Source organism: Litorisediminivivens sp. KMU-197, from assembly GCF_056858395.1.
Genome location: NZ_JBXEQG010000002.1, coordinates 323,042 through 340,430, shown reverse-complemented (window position 1 = coordinate 340,430; position 17,389 = coordinate 323,042). Strand labels below are relative to the sequence as shown.

The window sequence follows — 17,389 nt, the reverse complement described above, 5'->3', positions numbered from 1 at the left end:
GGCGCGACGGTAGCGGCATGGAATGGCATGGACAATCCCGCCCTGCCGCCCATATTCGCCTGCATGACACATGACAGCGACCTTCTGATCGTCGGCGGCGGGCTGAACGGCCCGGTTCTGGCCCTGGCCGCGGCGCAGGCCGGGTTTTCCGCGACGGTGATCGACGCGCAGGCGCCGGGCGCTCAGCGATCGGACAATTTCGACGGGCGCGCCTATGCGCTGGCCCTCGCCTCGCAACGGATGCTGGCGGCGTTGGGGCTGTGGGACCGGCTGAAGGACGACGCGCAGCCGATGCTGGACATCATCGTCTCGGACGGGCGAGCCGGCGAAGGGTCGTCGCCGTTCTTCATGCACTTCGATCACAACGAGATCGAGGAAGGCCCGATGGGCTTTATGGTCGAGGATCGGTGTCTGCGGCGGGTGCTGCTGGACGCGATGGAGGCCGAGCCTCTGGTGACCCACCTGCCGGGCGAGAAGGTGGTGGCTCAGGACGTCGGAGTGACGTCGGTCTCGGTGACGTTGGCCACGGGGCGGAGCCTGTCGGGACAAGTGCTGGTGGGCTGCGACGGGCGCGGTTCGGGCACGGCGGCGCGCGCGGGGATCGGGCGAACGGGCTGGGACTATGGCCAGACCGCGCTGGTTTGTGCGATTGCGCATGAGCGGCCAAACGGCGGCTGTGCGCATCAGTTCTTCATGCCCGCGGGGCCGCTGGCGATCCTGCCGCTGACCGGCAACCGGTCGTCCATCGTCTGGAGCGAGACGCACGAGATGGCGGCGAAGATCAACGCCCTGCCCGACGAGGATTACCTGACGGTGCTGCGCCCACGGTTCGGGGATTTCCTAGGAGAGATCTCGCTGGCCGGCGAGCGGTTCACCTATCCGCTGGGGCTGACGCTGGCGCAAAGCTTCGTGTCCGAGCGGGTGGCGCTGGCCGGGGATGCGGCGCATGGGGTCCACCCGATTGCCGGGCAAGGGCTGAACGCTGGACTGCGCGACATCGCGGCCTTGGCAGAGGTGCTTTGCGACGCGGCACGCCGGGGCGAGGATATCGGAAGCAGCCCGGTGCTTGCGCGCTATGCGGAATGGCGGCGGTTCGACACGGCGGCGCTGGCGCTGGCGACCGATACGTTCAACCGCCTGTTTTCAAGCGACAACGCCGTGTTGCGGGCCGGGCGCGATCTGGGCATGGGACTGGTGAACGCGGTGCCGGGCCTCAGGCGTGGTTTCATCCGCGAGGCGGCGGGACTGACCGGCGACCTGCCGCGCCTGATGTCGGGGCAGAAGTTGTAGGAGCGCTCACGCGTAACCCTTCATGAGGTCCTGCAGCATGGCGGTTTCCTCGTCGGTGAGGTCCGTCAAGGGGCTGCGCACCGGGCCGGTATCGAAGTCGCGCAGCCTGACGCCCGCCTTGATCGCCGATACCGCGTAACCGGTCTTGCGGTCGCGGATCTGCGCGAAGGGGTAGTAGAAGTCGCGCAGCATCTGCGTGCAGGTCGCGTCATCCCCGGCGACGAAGGCCGCGTGAAATTTCAGCGCCGTCTCGGGCACGAAGTTGAACACGGCGGAACTGTAGGTATCCACCCCCGCGCCGCGGTAGGCCTGCGCGAACAACTCATGCGTCGGCATCCCGCCGATATAGGCCAGCCGGTCGCCCAGCCCAACCGTGATGCGCTTGACGGTGTCGATATCGCCGGTGCCGTCCTTGAAGCCCACCAAGTTGGGGCACTCCTCGGCCAGCCGCACGAGAGCCTCGGCCCCGACCACCGACTGGCCCCGGTTGTAGACGATCACGCCCATGTTGGTGGACCGGCAGACCGCGCGAATATGCGCCGCGATGCCATCCTGCGGCGCGCCGATCAGGTAGTGCGGCAACAGCAGGATACCGTCGCCGCCCGCCGCCTCGATCGCCTGTGCCATGTCGCAGGCCATACGCGTGCCGTAGCCGCAGCCGGCGATGATCGGCTGTCCGGGCTGCGCCGCCTTGGCGGTCCTGACCACCTCGACCACCTCGTCGGGCGTCAGCGAAAACAGCTCGCCGGTGCCGCCGGCGACGATCAACCCGGCGATCCTGTGCGGGCTCAGCCATTCCAGATGCGCCGAGAAGGCTTGCGGGTTGAAGCGGTCTTCGGCGTCGAACGGCGTCACCGGGAAGGACAGCAAGCCTGAGCGGATGATGCCCTGCAGCTCATTGGGTGCGATCATGTCAGTCGTCCTCATGGATGCCTTCGGCGGTGAATGTCCCGCCCTGATAGATCACCTCGGGCGCGTCTTTGGCGGGCCGGTCCATTGCGGCGTCGATCTTGGCGCGGAACTGCTCGGAGCTGTCCTGAGGAGTCCAGCCTAGCCAATCGGTGTTGGAATTGTCCCACCACGTCGCGGCATTGTCCGAGACGCCATAAAGGATCGGGCAACCCAGATGCGGCACGTCGAAGACCCGCTCGATCATGCGCACGAAATCGGCATAGCTGAACCAGGTCGACAGCATGCGGTGGTTGACGGGTTCCGGGAAAGACGACCCGATGCGGACGATCGCGGTCTCCTGCCCGAACTTGTCGTGGTACAAGTGGGCGATGGCTTCGCCGAACACCTTGGACACGCCGTAAAGCCCGTCGGGGCGCGGATAAACCGTGTTGTCGATGCGCTGGTCCTGCCGGTAGAAGCCGATGGCGTGGTTGGACGAGGCGAAGACGATCCGGGGATGGCCATGCTTGCGCGCGGCCTCGTACAAGTTGAACACGCCCTCGATGTTGGCGTCGCGGACCACGCTCCAGGCGCCTTCGACGGATTTGCCGCCGAAATGGACGATGCCGTCGCAGCCTTCGACCAGCGACTCGACCGCCGCCCTGTCGGCCAGGTCGCAGCGCACGACCTCTTCACCGTCGCCCGCCGGTTCCATCTCGGCGATGTCGGACAGCCGCAGAATGTCCGCCATGTGACGCAGCCGATGGCGCATTTCCGCACCCAGCCCGCCTGCCGCGCCAGTGATCAAAAGCCGCTTCATCCTCGTCCTTCTCCCTCGTTTACCCGCACATCTAACATACTAGAAACCCAATTGACACATTGGAACGAATTTGCTGGCAAGAAACAGGTGGAATAAACGCGCCGCCGCTTGGCCTGGAGTCAGTCCGACCGATCGCGGGGGTCCTGCGGCTGCCAAGTGACAAAGAACTCGTATGCGCACCACGCCCCCGCAGCGCCGAACACCAAAGCCCAGAGCCAATTGCCGGCGAAGGCTTCGAACAGCGTCCAGCCGGCCAGCACCGCAACCACCAGCACACGCCGCCAGAGCGGGTTGAACAGCGGATGCCGCACGTCGAATGACCTGCGCATGGTGCCTCTCCTCCGTCCGTGTCCTGAGACCGGTCGGCCTGACGAAACGCCAAGTCCTACCAGCGTGTCAGGGCGTCCTCGTCCTCATCCTTAGCGGCCACCCATTCGGCCCCGTCGGCACCGATTTCCTTCTTCCAGAAGGGGGCACGGCTCTTGAGAAAGTCCATCAGGAATTCCGCCGCCTCGAAGGCCGCCTTGCGGTGCCGTGCGGCGGTGGCAACCATCATGATCATCTCGCCGGGTGCCAACCGTCCGTGCCGATGGATCACCAGCACGTCGGCCAGATCCCAGCGGTCCTGCGCGTCTTTGGCGATCTTGCGCAGGGCGCGCTCGGTCATGCCGGGGTAATGCTCGATCTCCATCGCTGCCAGACCGCCCTGCGCCCGGTCCCGCACGATGCCGGTGAAGGTCACCACCGCGCCGGCACCGTTTTGCCGGGCGGCAAAACCCTGCGCTTCCTGCCCCAGTTCGAAGGCCTCGCTCTGAACCCTCAGGTCCATGACCCTCAGCCCCCGGTCATCGGCGGGAAGAACGCCACCTCGCGCACGCCGTCCAGCGGTGCGTCGAAGTCGCTCAGTTCCTGATCCAGCGCCACCCGCAAGGCCGACAGGTCGGCAAAGGCCGCTTCATAGCGCGCTTCGCGGCCCTTCAGTTCGGTCACCAGATCGGCCACCGTCGCGGCCCCGGTCTCAATCCGTTCCTTCGGCACGCCGATCCGTTCGCGGACCCAGGCGAAATACAGAACATCCATCAGCTTTCCTCCCGCAAATGCGGCAATGCCTTGCGCAGGTAATCCCACCCGGTCGCCAAGGTCAAAGCCGCCGCGATCCACAGCAGCGCAAGCCCGATGTAGCCCGACCAGAACATGCCATGGTACATGTTCACCAGCCCGAGGTTGTCTTCTTCGCGGCCCTCGAGGATGTCGACGACCATCTGCTGGTCCATCCCCCAGGACCACATGCCGAAATAATGCTCGAAGATGCCTTGCGAAAACAGCACGGCAATCGCCACCATCTGCGCCGTGGTCTTCCACTTCGCCAGCTTCGTTACCTTCAGCGTGCCCGCCACGTCGCCCAGGAACTCGCGCAACCCGCTGACAAAGACCTCGCGGAACAGGATCACCGTCGCCGGAAGCACCAGCCACGGCGAATAGGACGAATAGGCCGCGATCACCATCAGCGCGATCACCACCATCGCCTTGTCGGCAATTGGGTCCAGCATGGTGCCGATCTTGGTTTCCTGCTTCCAGGCGCGTGCCAGGTAGCCGTCGAACCAGTCGGTGACCGCCGCCACCAGAAACAGAACCAGCGCCGCGATGTCGGCATAGGGCCGCGCCCAGTAGAGGAACATCAATGGCACCGCGGGCGCCGCGACGAGACGCAGCAGGGTAAGGATATTGGGCAGGGTCCAGCGCATACCTTGGGTTCTAGCCCGCAGGGCGGGGCGGGGAAAGGGCGAAGCGCGATATTTCACCTTCGCGTCATGCAACGATCCGTGGCGTACATAACGCATCATCCCGCGGCTGCCCGCGCCGCGCTGATCGTGTCACACGGCGCCGGACAGGGCGTGGTTTTCAACGCCCCCGGGTTTCATCTTGCCAGGTAAACTCCGGGGGTTTGGGGGCAGAGCCCCCAAGGCCTGCGTGGCCCGAGCGCAAACCAACCTGCGCGCGTAGCGCCCCGGCGGATCACGCCTGCCGCGCCTGCAACCTGTCCAGCAACCGCGCCCGCGCCGGCGGCAGAGGCTTGCTGCCCAGCGCCGGCGCCAGCTTTTCGCCAAGGAAATAGCCGGTGACCGCCAGCCCCGCGACGATCTCCGCATCCTCCGCCGCACCGCGCCCCAAAAGCACCTCCGGCAGCGGCAACAGCCGGTCCGCCCAGTCCCCGGCGCCGGCACGCGACACCGCGCGTCCGGACTTGGGCGACACATAGACCAGGCCTTCCGACGCCCCCGTGACCGCGCAGGCCGAAAGGTCGAGCCCGTACCCAAGGTCCTCCAGCAGCGCCAATTCCCAGCGCAGGTAGGCCAGCGGCCAGACCTCGTCCTGCCCCAGCAGGTCCAGCAACTGCTCGGTCCGCCGATAGAGCGCTACATGCGCCTCGCGTTCGGGCAGGCAGAAGGCCAGCAGCGCACAGACCGCGTTCAGGCCGGCCAGCGCCAGACGGCTGCCCATGGCCTGCGCGGCGCGTGAGCGTTGCAACTCGATCGAGAACCCACCGAGGTGTTCCTCCAGCCGCCCGCGCCAGCGCAGGTCGAGCTGGGCGCCGGGTTGCAGAACGGGACCCAGCTTGCGACTTGTGGCGCCGCGCACGACGCCGGCGTGCAGCCCGTGCTCGGGCGTGAAGGCCTCGACAATGGCGGAATTCTCGCCGTGGTGGCGGATGCTCAGCAGGATGCCGGTGTCACGCCATTCCATCGGATCACAGCCCGCCGTCCGCGAGCAGGTGGCGTCCGGCGCGGTCCTCGACCTCGACGATCCACAGGTCCGGGTCGCTGCGCCGCTGTGCCGACAGCGCGGCGTCGATCTCTGCCTCGGGGCCCGACAGCATCTCTTCCCAGCGGGTTTCGTCGGCCATCAGGTCGTGCATCCGCTGGTACAGCCGGGCCTGACCGTCCAGCGTGTTCAGCTTGATCACGACCATGCCCGACGTATCGTCTCCATGGGCCACCACGAAGGCCGGGATGTCCTGCTGGCGCAGCCGGCCGATATAAGCGGCCACCCAGAAATCCGCTGTCAGGCGCATCGCAGGCCTCCCCGGTCAGGCATTCCCGTCGCGGAAATCGAGGCCCATCTCGGAATAGCGTTCCTTCTCGTCCTGCCACTTCTCGCGCACCTTCACCTGCAGGAACAGGTGCACCCGGCGACCGAGGAATTCCTCAAGCTCTTCGCGCGCGGCCTTGGAGATCGCCTTAATCGATTCACCCTTGTTGCCCAGCACGATGCCCTTATGGCCGTCGCGCATGACATAAATCATCTGGTCGATCCGGGCCGAGCCGTCCTTGCGCTCTTCCCAGTTCTCCGTCTCGACCGTCAGCTGATAGGGCAGTTCCTGATGCAGCCTGAGCGTCAGCTTCTCGCGGGTGATCTCGGCGGCGATCATGCGAAGCGGCAGGTCGGCGATCTGGTCCTCGGGATAGAGCCACGGGCCTTCGGGCAACTCAGCCCCCAGCCAGCGCTTCAGGTCGTCGACGCCATAGCCTTTCTCGGCCGAGATCATGAAGGTCTCTTCAAAGGCATAGGCGGCGTTCAGCTTTTCGGACAGGCCCAGCAGCACGTCGGATTTCACCCGGTCGATCTTGTTGATCGCCAGCGCCACGCGGCGGCCCTGCCCGATCTCGTCCAGCCCGCCCAGGATGCGCTCGACGCCGTCGGTCACGCCCCGGTGCGCCTCGACCAGCAGCACGATGATGTCGGCGTCCGCCGCCCCGCCCCACGCCGCGGCCACCATGGCACGGTCGAGCCTGCGCCGCGGCTTGAACAGGCCCGGCGTGTCGACCAGCACGATCTGCGCATCGCCCTCCAGCGCCACGCCGCGGATTCGGGCGCGGGTGGTCTGGACCTTGTGGGTCACAATCGAGACCTTGGCCCCCACCATGCGGTTGGTGAGGGTGGATTTGCCCGCATTGGGCTCTCCGATCAGGGCGACGAAGCCGGCGCGTGTGGTCATGGGGTTCCGGTCCAGGTGATCAAAGCCGGTCGTTTACAGGATTTTGCCGGCGCTCGCCAGATGCAATGCAGCGCCGACAGCACAGCGACAATACCGTGTCATGCGATGGCATTGATGCCCCGGGGGAACCAATTGCGGCAGAAAACGTGCACAATCCGATCCGCTGCAAACAATTTTCCACGAAACGTCCAATTTGCCGCCTCATTCCTTAACTAGATCCCGGCGTTCAGGAACGGGGCAAACTATGACTTCAACAGACGAGAACCTAGTCACACAATTCGCAATTCTTCACTGGCCAGCGCTGCCCGGCCCGCCGCCCGAGTCGCTGCTGCGGCAGATGACCAACGAGATCTCGAGCCTGCAATCCCTGCCTGGTCACCCGTCCGGCAGCGTGCGCGCCGTCTGCGAAATCGTGTCGCGCCGGCCGGCGGCCTGCAAGGTCTCGGTCCGTGCCGCGAGCTCGGAGGTTGCACTGGCCGAACTGGCGCGCCTGACGCTGGCATTGGTGCGCAGACATCGGGTGGTGCGGATCGCATGGCTGGATCAGGCTGCGGTGCTTGACCGCGAAAGCTTTCTGCGGGCGCTCGACCCGGCACTGGGACGCCCGAAACGCCCGCCGGTCAAGCGCAAGGCGGCCCGGTCCGTGCCCCGGATGTCATCCGCGCAGTCGCAGCGGGTGCTAGAGAACGTCCTGCGGATGGACATTTGCGGTCCGGTCGACCGGTCCGAAACGATCGAGGCCGGGGCCGCGGCGCTTCGCGCGCGGCCTGCTCCGCAGGGCGATGTCGCCGGCCGCTGGGTCGCCGTGGTGTCAGTCGTGGCGACGGCGGCGGTCCTTGTCGCCAACGCCGGCGGCGCGGCGGCGCAGGCGATGTCATCGGCCGGGTTCTTCTGACGGTTTGCGTTTGGCGCGGACGATATGTCCGTGCAGCCATCGGTGGCGTCCACCGCCGGATCAGGGCGCTGTCTCAGCCGGCGGTCAGCTTGTCCAACAGGGCCTTGGCCGCCGCGTGCTCTGCCAGCCGCTTTGACCCGGCCTGGGCTTGCTCGGTCTCGCCGCTTTGCAGCCGCACCTCGATCACGAAGACGGGCGCATGGTCCGGGCCGCTGCGGCTGACCTGATCGTAGACCGGCGGCTTCTGACCGCGGGCCTGCGCCCATTCCTGCAGGCTGGTCTTGGCATCGCGGGCGTCTTCGTCGACCGCGTCGATGCGCTTGCCCCAGAGCCGCAGCACCAGTGCCTTTGCCGCTTCGAAACCGGAATCCAGATACACGGCTGCGATCACCGCTTCCATTGCGTCGCCCAGCAGCGCCATCTTGCGCCGGCCACCAGACATCATCTCGGACCGGCCCAGCTTCATCGCCGCACCCAAGTCGATCTGGCGAGCGACGTCGGCGCAGGTTTCCTTGCGTACCAGCGCATTGAAGCGGGGTGCCAGCAGGCCCTCGGCGGCGGCTTCGTCGGCGGCGAGCAGCGCTTCGGCCATCACCAGCCCGAGCACGCGGTCGCCGAGGAACTCCATCCGCTGGTTGTCATTGCGCGTAGGCGTCGACATCGACGAATGGGTCACCGCCTGCACCAGCAGGCGGGGGTTGGTGAAATCGTACCCCAGCCGCTTCTGCAGGGCCTTCAATTCGGCGGAAAGCTTCACTTGATCGCCTTGAAGAAGCGATCCCCCCGCCAGGTCCAGAAGTACAGCATCGAGCTGCCGGCGGAGGAGAACATCACCCGGTCGGCGCGGCCGACGAGGTTTTCGAAGGGCACCATCCCGACGCCGCCCACTTCCTGCCGGAAGCGCGAGTCGGTCGAGTTGTCGCGATTGTCGCCCATCATGAAGTAATGCCCTTCGGGCACGGTGAAGACCGGGGTGTTGTCGGACGACTGCGGCGCGATATTCAGAACCGAATAGCTGGTGCCGTCGGGCAGGGTTTCGGAGAATTTCTCTTTCACGCAGGTGCCGCCATCGCCCACCGGTGCGTTGGAGCAGCGCGGAGACAGCCGTTGCGGACCCTGTGGTCCGGCGCGTTCCTCGAAATTGCCAACCGGCTCCAGCTTGACCGGCTGGCCGTCGATGTGCAGCACGCTGTTCTTGACCTGAATCTTTTCGCCGGGCAGACCGACCACCCGCTTGATGAAATCGCGGCCGGTCACGGGGTGCCGGAACACCGCCACGTCACCGCGCTCGGGCTCGTCGCCCCACAGGCGCGTGTTGTCGCCGTCGGCCCAGCCGCAGAAGTCCTTGGCGTCCATGTTGATGCCGAAGCGCGGTATGATGATCGACGGGCAGGAGGCGTAGGAATAGCCATAAGCCATCTTGTTGACGAACAGGAAGTCGCCGATCAGCAGCGTGTCCTTCATCGAGCCGGAGGGAATCCAGAACGGCTGAAAGAACAGCGTGCGGAAGACACCCGCGATGAGCAATGCGTAGACAACGGTCTTGATCGTCTCGACGATCGCATTGCCCTTTTTCTCTTCGGCCATGGACATGGGGCTCCCCGCGTGTGCTTGTCGCAGGCTACATGCGGCTCCGGGGCATAGGTGTCAAGCAATCGGCACTGGACGCAACCCATCGTCATGGCCAATGCTGCGCCAGACAGCAGGGAGGCCGAGATGACCGAACACCCCAATATCCTTATCCTGATGGTCGATCAATTGAACGGCACAATGTTCCCCGACGGACCTGCGGACTGGCTGCATGTGCCGAACCTGCGCAAGCTGGCGCAGCGCTCGACCTGTTTCGCCAATGCCTACACCGCTTCCCCGCTCTGCGCGCCGGGGCGGGCAAGCTTCATGTCTGGGCTGCTGCCCTCGGCCACCGGGGTCTATGACAACGCGGCCGAGTTCGCCTCGTCGATCCCGACCTATGCGCATCACCTGCGCCGTGCCGGATACCATACCTGCCTGTCGGGCAAGATGCATTTCGTGGGGCCCGATCAGTTGCACGGGTTCGAGGAGCGCCTGACCACCGACATCTATCCCGCCGACTTCGGCTGGACGCCCGATTACCGTAAGCCCGGCGAGCGCATCGAATGGTGGTATCACAATCTGGGCAGCGTGACCGGCGCGGGCTTGGCCGAGATCACCAACCAGATGGAATACGATGACGAGGTCGCCTATCACGCCACCCGCAAGCTCTATGACCTTGCCCGTGGCAGGGACGCGCGGCCGTGGTGCCTGACGGTCAGTTTCACCCATCCGCATGATCCTTACGTGGCGCGGAGGAAATACTGGGACCTCTACGAAGACTGCGAACACCTGCTGCCCGAGGTGCCGGCCTTCGACTACGATGAGCACGACCCGCATTCGCAGCGCATCTTCGACGCTAACGACTGGCGCAGCTTCGATATCTCGAACGATGACATCCGCCGGTCGCGGCGCGCCTATTTCGCGAATATTTCGTACCTCGACGACAAGATCGGCAACATCCTCGAAGCGTTGGAGTCGACGCGGCAGGAGGCGATCATCCTTTTTGTGTCGGACCACGGCGACATGCTGGGCGAGCGTGGGCTGTGGTTCAAGATGTCCTTCCTCGAAGGTTCGGCCCGGGTGCCGCTGATGATCTCGGCGCCGCAGATGGCGCCCGGGCTGGTCGAGGTGCCGGTGAGCACCATCGACGTCTGCCCGACGCTGTGCGATCTGGCCGGGGTGAGCATGGAAGAGGTTATGCCGTGGACGACGGGCGAGACGCTGGTGCCGCTGGGCCAGGACGGCACGCGCATCAGCCCGGTTGCGATGGAATATGCGGCAGAAGCCTCGTATTCGCCGATGGTCTGCCTGCGGGCGGGACGGTGGAAGTACACCAATTGCGCGCTCGACCCCGAGCAACTGTTCAATCTTGATGTGGACCCGCACGAGTTGACCAACCTTGCCGAGGACCCGTCCCATGCGGAGGAGCTTGAGCGCTTCCGGGTCGCGGCGGCCGCGCGCTGGGACCTTGAAAGTTTCGACGCCGAGGTCCGCGAAAGCCAGGCGAGGCGCTGGGTGGTCTACGAGGCGCTGCGCAATGGCGACTACTACCCATGGGATTACCAGCCGCTGCAGCAGGCGTCCGAGCGGTTCATGCGCAATCATATGGACCTGAACGTGGTCGAGGAACGACAGCGTTTTCCGCGCGGGGAGTGAGGCCGTTGGCAGTCGCGGGCCGCCGCCCCGGACCCGATCCGGGGCCTCATGCCACCGCTGTGCAGGAGGTCCGGGGCGGCGCCGTGCGTGTGACGGGGTGGTGAAACTCAGCCCAGCGGCCGCGCTTCGATCAGCACCATGGCCTGCGCCCAGGGGTGATCGTCGGTCAGGGTCACGTGCAGGATCGCTTCGTGCCCCGACGGCGTCATCGCATCCAGCCGGCGCTTCGCCCACCCCGTGACATGCATGACGGGCTGGCCAGTGTGCATGTTTGTCACCGACATGTCCTTCCACGCGATCCCCATGCGCAAGCCGGTGCCTAGCGCCTTGGAGCAGGCTTCCTTGGCGGCCCAGCGTTTGGCATAGGTGGCGGCTTCATGCGGGCGGCGGGCGGCACGCCTTTGTTCGCGTTCCGTGAAAACGCGGTTGCGGAAGCGGTCTCCGAAGCGGTCGAGGATGGCCTCGATCCGTTCGATGTTGCACAGATCGGTGCCGATGCCGAGGATCATGGGTGCCTGCATTACCTTGTTCGGTCTCAGGCTAGAAGGGAATGCAGGCGAACGAAAGGCTCAGTTGACCGGTTCAGTTCACCAGCCCGGCCTCGGTCAGGTAGCGTGCCATGCCTTCGATGTTCAGCTCGCGCATCTGGTCGTAGCGGCCCCAACCGGCATAGGCGTCGAGCGTGAGTTCCGACTTGATCTCATCCACCGACTTGCCGGCCTTCAGCCCCTCCAGCACGCCGCTGCGCAGATCGTTGAAATAGGCAAGGTTCTCCTGCACGTCGGCCTTGTCGCCGACTTGGCCGTGACCGGGCGCGAAGTGATCGAAATCGAGCCTGTCGGCGGCCTCGATCTGGCCGATCCAGTCGTCGACGTTGGCACCGCCGAAGTCACGCCACGGCAGCAGTTCGGGCGCGGCCACGTCGACGATGAAGGCGACGTTCTCGGGGCGCACGACGACGGCGAGCATGTGGTTGTCATGGCCGGAGCCGAGGTTGGTCAGCTCGAAGGTCTTATTGCCGACTTCGAGGGTGTGGCTGTCGCCGACCCGGGTGTCGGGCGTGGTGTCGTCGATGGTCTCGGGGGCGTCCTCGTGCGCAATGACGGTGGCGTCGGGATGGGCCGAGCCGCCCGATCCGTGGTCGCCGTGGGAATGCGAATAGATCAGGTGCGACACCGGCGGGGCGTCGATGGTGGACAGGTTCTCGTTCAGCCATGCGCCGGCCTCGGCATTGATCGGATCGACGCGGACGGTGCCTTCGGAGGTCGAGACCACCAGCGAATTGTGGAAGTTGTTCTGGAACAGATAGACATCGCCGGTGACGTGGTGCAGGGCGCGGGTAGGCTCTTGCGCGGCGACAGGCAGCGCGGCGCAAAGCGCAAGGGTGGTGAACAGGCGGGTCATCGGAAATACCTCGTGGATGAACAGGAAGCTTCAGCCTGCGCCCGAGGGTGACCTTACGGCAAGCGTTGGGCCGTCACGTTGGTGTGAAGCCTGCGCATCGATGCGGATCGACTGCGAAGACACGCAGCAACAGGCGGCTCAGGTGCGGGCTGCATCCATCAGCCGGCGCATTTCGGCAATTGCGGGTTCCAGCCCGCGAAAGATCGCCTCGCCGATCAGGAAATGGCCGATGTTGAGCTCCATCACCTGCGGGAAGGCGGCCACCGGCGAAACGGTGTCATATGTCAGCCCGTGGCCGGCATGGACCTCCAGCCCGAGGTCGTGGGCAAAGGCGGCCATGTCGCGCAGCGCTTCCAATTCGCGATTGCGGTCGTCCATGCGGCCCTCGGCGTGGGCGTCGCAATAGGCGCCGGTGTGCAGCTCGATCACCTGCGCGCCGATGCGGTGGGCGGCCTCGATCTGGCGGCGGTCGGCGGCGATGAAGATCGACACCCGGCAGCCGACGTCGCGCAGGGGGGCGATGAAATGCGCCAGCCTGTTTTCATCCCGCGCGACCTCCAATCCGCCCTCGGTGGTGCGCTCTTCGCGCTTTTCGGGGACGATGCAGACAGCGTGGGGCTTGTGACGGAGCGCGATGGCCTGCATCTCGTCGGTGGCGGCCATTTCGAAGTTGAGCGGCACCGACAGCACCTCCATCAGCCCGTCGATGTCGGCGTCCGAGATGTGGCGGCGGTCTTCGCGCAGATGCGCGGTAATGCCGTCGGCGCCGGCCTCTTCGGCCAGCTTCGCGGCGCGGATCGGATCGGGAAAGGCGCCGCCGCGCGCGTTGCGGACGGTCGCCACGTGGTCGATGTTCACGCCGAGCCTGAGGTTGGTCATGGATGCCCCCGAAAGTCTGTTCGGCACAGGCTAACGCCGCGGAACAACCGAGGAAACCCGAATCCGCCTAGTCGGCCTCTTCGGCCTGCGCGGCCTTGCGCGCGGCGGCCTTGGCCTTGATGGCCTCGAGCCGTTTCTTTAGCGCACCCTTGCGGCGCGCCTGGTAGGCGCGGATCAGCGGTTCGGCGATGATGTAGGCAATGGTGGCGGTGATGATGCCGGGAATGATACCGCCGATCATGTAGGGGTAGAAGACGTCGTGCCAGAACACCTCGAGCCCGCGCCAATCTTGTGGTGTGCCTTTGATCCAGAGCCAGAAATTGCGGGTCAGGTCCTCGCCGGCGTCGACGAATTTGCCCATGAGGGTGCGTTCGACATCGGGCGACAGCTCTGTCCCCAGCAGGAATTGCCCGGTCTGGAGCGAGATCACCCCAATCGGCACGTAGGTCAGCGGATTGCCGAAAAAGGTGCCCAGCAGCGCGGCAAGGATGTTGCCCCGCATGATGAAGGCGATCAGCCCCGCGACCACGAAGTGCATGGTATAGAACGGCGTGAAGGTGGTGAAGACGCCGGCCCAGATGCCACGGGCGATCTTCTCGGGGGGATCCGGCAAGCGCCGCAGCCGGTGTTTGACGTAGCGGGCGGCACGAGTCCATCCTCCACGCGGCCAGAAGAACTCCCACACGGCGCGCCAGGTTGGCTTTCTGTCGCGGCGCTTGAAGACCACGGTTCCTGATACCTCTCAGTTTGCCTCGGCGCGCGCGGATATCGGGGTGACATCCCGCATCCGCGCGACCCGCGCGATGTCGCTTTCCGCTTCCAGCGCGGTGAACAGGGAATGCAGATGTTCGGCATCCCGCAGTTCCACATTCACATACAGCCGGTAGAAATCGGGTTTCCGGTCCATGAACTCGAGGTCCGAGATATTCGCCTTGTGCTCTCCGATCAACGTGCAAATACGTCCCAGCACGCCGGCGTCATTGGACATCGTCAAGTCAAGCGTAACCACGTATTCCGCCGGGTGCTTGCCTTCGGACCAGTGCAGGTCGAGCCATCGGTCGGGCTGTTCCTCGTACTCGGCCAGCTTTTCGCAATCGATGGCGTGCACGACCACGCCCTGCCCGCGATAGGTAATGCCGACGATGCGCTCGCCCGGAAGCGGCTGGCAGCAGGGGGCGCGGCGGAAGCCCTGCCCCTTCTCCAGCCCGATCACGGCGCGCTTGCGGTCGATCTCGTCGCCGTCCTCGGTGATCAGGTCGGGATAGACGGCCTCGACCACCGCTCGCGTGGTCAGCTCGGCCGAGCCGAGGCGGGCCAGCAGTGTTTCTGCGCTATCGAGCCGCAGGTTGCGGGCGGCGGTTTCCAGTACCTTGTCCTTGGCCTTGCGCCCGACGTGTTCAAAGGCCGCCCGCGCCAGCTCCTTGCCAAGCCGCACGAAACGCTCGCGGTCCTGTTCGCGCAGGGCGCGGCGGATGGCGCTTTTCGCCTTGCCGGTAATCGCGATGTCCAGCCATGTGGCCTGTGGCGTCTGGCCGTCGGCGGTGATGATCTCGACCGACTGGCCGTTCTTGAGCCGGGTCCAGAGCGGCACCCGCAGCCCATCCACCTTGGCGCCGACGCAGGCGTGGCCGATGCGGGTGTGGATCGCATAGGCGAAGTCCAGCGGCGTGCCGCCGCGCGGCAGCTTGATGACGTCGCCCTTAGGCGAGAAGCAAAATACCTGGTCCGAATACATCTCGAGCTTGACGGCCTCGAGGAAATCCTCGTGATCCTCGTCGTCCTGAAACTGCTCGGTCAGCGAGGAAATCCACTTGGCGGGGTCGACGGCGAATGGGTTGCCGCTGCGCACCCCGTCGCGGTAGGACCAGTGCGCCGCGACGCCGGTTTCGGCCACGTCGTGCATCTGGCGGGTGCGGATCTGCACCTCGACCCGCTTGCCGTCGCGGCCCGACACCGTGGTGTGGATCGAGCGGTAGCCGTTCGACTTGGGCTGGCTGATGTAGTCCTTGAACCGCCCCGGCACCGCGCGCCAGCGCTGGTGGATCGCGCCCAGCGCGGCATAGCAGTCGGATTCGCTTTCGGTGATGATGCGGAAGCCGTAGATGTCGGAGAGGCGGGAAAAGCCCATCTCTTTTTCCTGCATCTTGCGCCAGATCGAATAGGGCTTCTTGGCGCGACCGAAGACCTGCGCCTCGATGCCGACCTTTTCCAGCTCGGCCCGCATGTCGCCGGTGATCTTCTGGATCATGTCGCCGGTTTCGCGTTGCAGCGTGATGAAGCGGCGGATGATGCTGGCGCGGCCTTCGGGATTGAGCACCCGGAAGGCCAGGTCCTCAAGCTCGTCGCGCATCCACTGCATGCCCATGCGGCCCGCCAAAGGCGCATAGATGTCCATCGTCTCGCGCGCCTTCTGGACCTGCTTTTCCGGGCGCATCGCCTTGATGGTGCGCATGTTGTGCAGCCGGTCGGCCAGCTTGACGAGGATCACCCGCAGGTCGCGGCTCATTGCCATGAACAGCTTGCGGAAGTTCTCGGCCTGTTTCGTCTCGGACGAATTGAGCTGGAGGTTGGTCAGCTTGGTGACGCCGTCAACCAGCACCGCGATCTCTTCGCCGAACTTCTCGGAGATATGACCGTAGGTGCTTTTCGTGTCCTCGATGGTGTCGTGCAGCAGGGCGGTCACGATGGTCGCATCGTCCAGCCGCTGTTCGGTCAGAATGGCGGCGACGGCGACCGGATGCGTGAAATAGGGCTCGCCCGAGCGGCGGAACTGGCCCTCGTGCATCGCGCGGCCATACTCATAGGCCGCGCGGATCAGCGCTTCATTGGTCTTGGGATTGTAGTTGCGGACAAGCGCGATGAGGTCGTCAGCAGATATCATCGCGCGTCCCTATGGCGCCGGGGGGCGAGGGTCAGCCCTGGCCCTGAGCTTCCATCAGCGCCCGCAGCAGCTTTTCTTCGGACATGTCGTCGTCCTGCGGCTTGTCGGGCTCGGCCCCCATCAGAAGCGCCATGGCGTCTTCTTCCGGCTCGTCGACTTCGATCTGGGTCTGGTTCGACTCGATCATCCGCTCGCGCAGTTCGTCGGCGCTTTGGGTTTCGTCAGCGATCTCGCGCAGCGACACGACGGGGTTCTTGTCGTTGTCGCGGTCGACGGTGATGGCCGCACCGGCAGAGATCTCGCGCGCCCGGTGGGCGGCCAGCATCACCAGTTCGAACCGGTTGGGGACTTTGTCAACGCAATCTTCGACCGTCACGCGGGCCATGGGGAATCTCCGTCTGGCTTGTTCTGTCAGAAAGTGTAGCTCTTAAAGCGGATCAAAAGCCTTGACAAGCAGGTTTTCTGTCGCTCCGCAGGGGCGTCACGGCAAGTTCACAGAGCTTTGACCTCGGCGCGTTCGGCCTCTGGCAGGGCGTCGGTCATTTCGGCCACCGTCATGCCCGACACCGGATGCCGCCAGTCCGGAGCCACGTCCATCAGCGGCACCAGCACGAAGGCGCGGTCCTGCATCCGCGGATGCGGCAGGATCAGCCGGTCGGGCGCGCGGCGCGCCTGCTCATCCGGGGCAAGATCGCGCCAGCACGTCCAGGTTGCATGATCCGGCTGGATTTCGTCACCCAGCGCAATCAGGTCAAGATCGAGTGTACGCATGCCCCAGCGGGTCTCACGGGAGCGGGCATGGCGCGCCTCGACCTCATGCAGAAGTGCCAGCAAATCGGCGGGATCACCCGTCCAATCAGCGATTGCGGCCGCATTGACGTAATCAGGGCCCGCTCCCTTGGGAAAGCAGGGGGTGGCATAGAATCGGCTGCAGGCTCGCAGGACCAAACCGCTTTCGTTCAGGTCGTGCAGTGCCGATTGTAATGTTTCCAAAGGAGAACGCTGACCCAAAGGCAGGTTCGCGCCCAGCGCCAACAGAGCCTGTTTCGCGCTAAAGTTGCGGCCGATTGCCTCTTTTTGGTGATCTATCCCTTGCAGCACGTG

Annotated in this window: 21 protein-coding genes; 3 read left to right on the top strand and 18 right to left on the bottom strand. The window is 65.2% G+C overall.

Annotated elements, in window-relative coordinates; genetic code table 11:
- Positions 1-27: 27 nt before the first annotated feature.
- Positions 28-1,290 carry an FAD-dependent monooxygenase gene (locus AC04PT_RS06550; RefSeq protein WP_482872796.1) on the top strand — a complete coding sequence of 421 codons (1,263 nt, stop codon included), beginning with the start codon at positions 28-30 and terminating at the stop codon, positions 1,288-1,290.
- Between the two features lie 6 nt (positions 1,291-1,296).
- On the opposite strand, the gene AC04PT_RS06545 is transcribed toward AC04PT_RS06550, so the two are convergent.
- The 9 genes from AC04PT_RS06545 to era form a co-directional block, all read right to left on the bottom strand.
- Positions 1,297-2,199, bottom strand: a complete 903-nt coding sequence (locus AC04PT_RS06545; RefSeq protein WP_482873082.1) for a 5-dehydro-4-deoxyglucarate dehydratase — start codon at positions 2,197-2,199, stop codon at positions 1,297-1,299.
- A 4-nt stretch (positions 2,200-2,203) separates the two neighbouring features.
- A complete protein-coding gene (locus AC04PT_RS06540; RefSeq protein ID WP_482872795.1) occupies positions 2,204-3,001 on the bottom strand; it encodes an NAD-dependent epimerase/dehydratase family protein in 798 nt (265 codons plus the stop codon).
- 119 nt (positions 3,002-3,120) lie between these two features.
- Positions 3,121-3,330 (bottom strand): hypothetical protein, encoded by a 210-nt coding sequence (locus tag AC04PT_RS06535; RefSeq protein WP_482872794.1) that lies wholly within the window; start codon positions 3,328-3,330, stop codon positions 3,121-3,123.
- Positions 3,331-3,386: 56 nt separating this feature from the next.
- Complete coding sequence (locus AC04PT_RS06530; protein ID WP_482872793.1) at positions 3,387-3,830, bottom strand: molybdenum cofactor biosynthesis protein MoaE; 444 nt, start codon at positions 3,828-3,830, stop codon at positions 3,387-3,389.
- Positions 3,831-3,835: 5 nt separating this feature from the next.
- Positions 3,836-4,081, bottom strand: coding sequence for a molybdopterin converting factor subunit 1 (gene moaD / locus AC04PT_RS06525; protein ID WP_482872792.1), 246 nt, complete (start codon positions 4,079-4,081; stop codon positions 3,836-3,838).
- The gene (pgsA, locus tag AC04PT_RS06520; protein ID WP_482872791.1) at positions 4,081-4,746 is read right to left on the bottom strand and encodes a CDP-diacylglycerol--glycerol-3-phosphate 3-phosphatidyltransferase; all 666 of its coding nucleotides are present in this window, start codon (positions 4,744-4,746) and stop codon (positions 4,081-4,083) included. The genes moaD and pgsA overlap by 1 nt, the downstream gene beginning before the upstream one ends.
- 271 nt (positions 4,747-5,017) lie before the next feature.
- Positions 5,018-5,746: a DNA repair protein RecO gene (gene recO / locus AC04PT_RS06515; protein ID WP_482872790.1), complete on the bottom strand. Its 729-nt coding sequence runs from the start codon at positions 5,744-5,746 to the stop codon at positions 5,018-5,020.
- A 4-nt stretch (positions 5,747-5,750) separates the two neighbouring features.
- Positions 5,751-6,074, bottom strand: coding sequence for a DUF1491 family protein (locus tag AC04PT_RS06510; RefSeq protein ID WP_482872789.1), 324 nt, complete (start codon positions 6,072-6,074; stop codon positions 5,751-5,753).
- A 15-nt stretch (positions 6,075-6,089) separates the two neighbouring features.
- Positions 6,090-6,998 (bottom strand): GTPase Era, encoded by a 909-nt coding sequence (gene era / locus AC04PT_RS06505; RefSeq protein ID WP_482872788.1) that lies wholly within the window; start codon positions 6,996-6,998, stop codon positions 6,090-6,092.
- Positions 6,999-7,242: 244 nt separating this feature from the next.
- On the opposite strand from era, the gene AC04PT_RS06500 reads away from it, so the two are divergent.
- A complete protein-coding gene (locus AC04PT_RS06500) occupies positions 7,243-7,893 on the top strand; it encodes a hypothetical protein (protein WP_482872787.1) in 651 nt (216 codons plus the stop codon).
- A 73-nt stretch (positions 7,894-7,966) separates the two neighbouring features.
- On the opposite strand, the gene rnc is transcribed toward AC04PT_RS06500, so the two are convergent.
- Both rnc and lepB read right to left on the bottom strand, forming a co-directional pair.
- A complete protein-coding gene (gene rnc / locus AC04PT_RS06495) occupies positions 7,967-8,650 on the bottom strand; it encodes a ribonuclease III (protein ID WP_482872786.1) in 684 nt (227 codons plus the stop codon).
- The gene (gene lepB / locus AC04PT_RS06490; RefSeq protein ID WP_482872785.1) at positions 8,647-9,480 is read right to left on the bottom strand and encodes a signal peptidase I; all 834 of its coding nucleotides are present in this window, start codon (positions 9,478-9,480) and stop codon (positions 8,647-8,649) included. Before lepB ends, rnc begins: the two co-directional genes overlap by 4 nt.
- A 129-nt stretch (positions 9,481-9,609) precedes the next feature.
- Between lepB and betC the strand changes: the two genes are divergently transcribed.
- On the top strand, positions 9,610-11,121 hold the full coding sequence (gene betC, locus AC04PT_RS06485) for a choline-sulfatase (RefSeq protein WP_482872784.1): 1,512 nt from the start codon (positions 9,610-9,612) through the stop codon (positions 11,119-11,121).
- Between the two features lie 107 nt (positions 11,122-11,228).
- Here the strand turns inward: betC and acpS are convergent, their stop codons facing one another.
- The 7 genes from acpS to folK form a co-directional block, all read right to left on the bottom strand.
- On the bottom strand, positions 11,229-11,630 hold the full coding sequence (gene acpS, locus AC04PT_RS06480) for a holo-ACP synthase (protein WP_482873081.1): 402 nt from the start codon (positions 11,628-11,630) through the stop codon (positions 11,229-11,231).
- A 73-nt stretch (positions 11,631-11,703) separates the two neighbouring features.
- Positions 11,704-12,525 carry an MBL fold metallo-hydrolase gene (locus AC04PT_RS06475; protein WP_482872783.1) on the bottom strand — a complete coding sequence of 274 codons (822 nt, stop codon included), beginning with the start codon at positions 12,523-12,525 and terminating at the stop codon, positions 11,704-11,706.
- A gap of 138 nt (positions 12,526-12,663) precedes the next feature.
- A complete protein-coding gene (locus AC04PT_RS06470; protein ID WP_482872782.1) occupies positions 12,664-13,404 on the bottom strand; it encodes a pyridoxine 5'-phosphate synthase in 741 nt (246 codons plus the stop codon).
- Between the two features lie 67 nt (positions 13,405-13,471).
- Positions 13,472-14,131 (bottom strand): DUF2062 domain-containing protein, encoded by a 660-nt coding sequence (locus AC04PT_RS06465; RefSeq protein WP_482872781.1) that lies wholly within the window; start codon positions 14,129-14,131, stop codon positions 13,472-13,474.
- Between the two features lie 15 nt (positions 14,132-14,146).
- Positions 14,147-16,285 (bottom strand): RelA/SpoT family protein, encoded by a 2,139-nt coding sequence (locus AC04PT_RS06460; RefSeq protein ID WP_482872780.1) that lies wholly within the window; start codon positions 16,283-16,285, stop codon positions 14,147-14,149.
- Positions 16,286-16,316: 31 nt separating this feature from the next.
- Positions 16,317-16,670, bottom strand: coding sequence for a DNA-directed RNA polymerase subunit omega (gene rpoZ / locus AC04PT_RS06455; protein WP_482872779.1), 354 nt, complete (start codon positions 16,668-16,670; stop codon positions 16,317-16,319).
- Between the two features lie 107 nt (positions 16,671-16,777).
- A complete protein-coding gene (folK, locus tag AC04PT_RS06450; RefSeq protein WP_482872778.1) occupies positions 16,778-17,386 on the bottom strand; it encodes a 2-amino-4-hydroxy-6-hydroxymethyldihydropteridine diphosphokinase in 609 nt (202 codons plus the stop codon).
- Positions 17,387-17,389: the final 3 nt, after the last annotated feature.